Annotated in this window: 5 protein-coding genes; all 5 read left to right on the top strand. The window is 64.6% G+C overall.

The window, feature by feature from the left end:
• Window positions 1-347, top strand: a 347-nt coding sequence (locus ACT84W_RS05665) for a hypothetical protein (protein WP_444328509.1), incomplete at its 5' end; no start/stop codon positions are given.
• Complete coding sequence (locus ACT84W_RS05660; RefSeq protein ID WP_444328508.1) at window positions 335-1,066, top strand: hypothetical protein; 732 nt, start codon at window positions 335-337, stop codon at window positions 1,064-1,066. The genes ACT84W_RS05665 and ACT84W_RS05660, both read left to right, overlap by 13 nt.
• On the top strand, window positions 1,063-1,242 hold the full coding sequence (locus ACT84W_RS05655) for a hypothetical protein (protein WP_008981460.1): 180 nt from the start codon (window positions 1,063-1,065) through the stop codon (window positions 1,240-1,242). Before ACT84W_RS05660 ends, ACT84W_RS05655 begins: the two co-directional genes overlap by 4 nt.
• Complete coding sequence (locus ACT84W_RS05650; protein ID WP_444328507.1) at window positions 1,239-1,943, top strand: DUF6273 domain-containing protein; 705 nt, start codon at window positions 1,239-1,241, stop codon at window positions 1,941-1,943. Before ACT84W_RS05655 ends, ACT84W_RS05650 begins: the two co-directional genes overlap by 4 nt.
• Window positions 1,936-2,116, top strand: a 181-nt coding sequence (locus ACT84W_RS05645; RefSeq protein WP_444328506.1) for a hypothetical protein, incomplete at its 3' end; no start/stop codon positions are given. The genes ACT84W_RS05650 and ACT84W_RS05645, both read left to right, overlap by 8 nt.

Genomic DNA, 2,116 nt, shown 5'->3' with positions numbered 1-2,116 from the left:
TGGACAAGTACCGCAGCTCGATCCCTCGCAAAGCCTTCGAGGAGTTCGTGAAGGACATCATCGCCGGGGAGAACCGCGCGACCGCCTTCAGATACGAGGCGAGCCCCATCTGCCGGGCCTCGTTCCCGTCCACGCTGGACGAGGACGGCGCCCGCTGCACCGTGGAGGTCACGGTCTACCGGCTGAACGCCGTGGCCGCCACAGCCTTCCTGCTGGACGGGCCCGAGACGCTGCTGCGGCACATCGGGCTCGACGAGCGGGACACATACACCACCAAGCACGAGATCGACGACCTCGTCACCGTCGTGCACATCACCAGAGAGGAGGCAACAGCATGGCAGCACTGAGAGACATCGCCCGGGACTTCGCTGCGGAGATCCGCGACGGCATCGGCTGGACAATAGTGTACCGCACCGGCCGCTCGTGGAACGCTCTGACGATCTGGAGCGACATCTGGAACGGCGAGTGGGAGACCGACGACCTCAACGACGCCATCGGGATCCTGAAGGCAGACCCGGACGCCGTCATCGTCAACGGCTACTACTGCGGCCACTTCGGCGAGGACATGACCATCGACGAGATCGCCGCCGGGATCCGCTGGCACTACGAAGGCGGCCGCAACCGCCTCGCGGACTATTGCGAAGTCACGCAAGGCCGGGACGCCCTCGAGGAGGGCCGCAAGGCTGCCGAAGCTGCCGGCCTCCCGTTCTGTGAGCGTCTGGCCGACGGAGGCGACGACGAGCTGAGCCCCTACGTCTACGACGGCAGCATGACGCTCGCCGATCGTGAGAAGATGCAGCAGGCCCGCGAAGCCTTCGAGAAGCTGGCCGACGCTCTGCGGGAAATCGCCGCCAAGCTGGCCGAAGCCATGAAGCCGGTCATCAACGCCGTGCTCTCTGCCCTCAAAAAGCTCTGGAAGGTATCGGCCAAGGCCATCGGAGTGCCGCCGAAGTGGCTGCACCTCGCAGCTCACGCAAAGAAAGCCAGAACCCGGAAGAAGTACCGCAACCGCATCCGGCGCTATGTTTTCGAGGCTCTGGCTGCGGAAGGAGGTGGAGGCCCATGACAGCCAAGTGCGTCGGCTGCGGGCTCGACTGGAACGTCAGCATCTACCAGAAGATCCCCCGCACCGGCTACATCTGCCCGCACTGTGAGAGCCGGCTCCGCGCCGGCGAGACCCTGCCAAATATTCAGGCCAGCCAGAAGGCTCGGCCGCAGAGAACGAAAGGAGCAACCCCATGAAAAAGATCGCACTCAAGAACGCCGCCCGCGGCACGGCCTTCGACTATGCCGGCCAGAGCTGGATCCTGCTGGAGAACGACGACGGCCGCGCCCTATGCCTGAGCAAGGACATCATCGAGACCCGAGCCTTTGACGAGGGCAACTGCAACAACTTCGCCGTCGCCAGCAGCAAGGAATACCTCAACGGCGCCTACCTCGACAACCTGCTCGAGGACGTGAACGGCCCCAACGCCTTCCTGACCACGGAGCTCGACCTGACCACCGACGACGGCCTGAAGGACTACGGCACCTGCACCGTCACCATCTTCCTGCTGACGGTCGACCAGTACCGGCGCAACCGCGACGTCATCCCCAACGCAGACGACTGGTGGTGGCTGTCCACCGCCTTCAGCACGAAGTCTAACGGCTACGAGTCACTCGCCCGCCTCGTCAACTCCGATGGCGCGCTGGACTGGAACAGCGCCTACAACGGCAACAACGGCCTGCGCCCCGCTTGTTATCTGGACTCCGATCTCCTGATCTCCGTCGAGGACGACGAAGCCACCGACGACGTCACGCCGGAGCACGCCGGCGAGATCATCGCGGCGCTGGCCGAGCAGTTCGGCGGCACCTTCGCCACCGAGGATCAACTGACCACGGCCCTCTCGTTTATGCTCGGCACCCTGAGAGCCACCCGCGAGAAGGAGGCGACCCATGAATAAGCAGACCGGCCTCGAGTTTATGCGCACGGCATCAGCGGAGGAGATCGCCAAAGTCATCGGCGAGGGACACCCGCCCGTCGGATCCGTCCACTGTGACTGTACCCCTTGCGTGAGGTGCTGGCTGGAGTGGCTGCTCACCGGCACGGCCGCGCCTTGCGAATGTGGAAAGGAGG

The sequence above is a fragment of the Paratractidigestivibacter sp. genome (assembly GCF_052362415.1).
Classification (GTDB): domain Bacteria; phylum Actinomycetota; class Coriobacteriia; order Coriobacteriales; family Atopobiaceae; genus Paratractidigestivibacter.
This window is presented reverse-complemented; position numbering and strand designations above follow the sequence as displayed.

Bases quoted from the DNA above. Each gene is read 5' to 3' on its own strand.
- ACT84W_RS05660 (WP_444328508.1), top strand. From the start codon at position 335: ATGGCAGCACTGAGAGACATCGCCCGGGACTTCGCTGCGGAGATCCGC.
- ACT84W_RS05655 (WP_008981460.1), top strand. From the start codon at position 1,063: ATGACAGCCAAGTGCGTCGGCTGCGGGCTCGACTGGAACGTCAGCATC.
- ACT84W_RS05650 (WP_444328507.1), top strand. From the start codon at position 1,239: ATGAAAAAGATCGCACTCAAGAACGCCGCCCGCGGCACGGCCTTCGAC.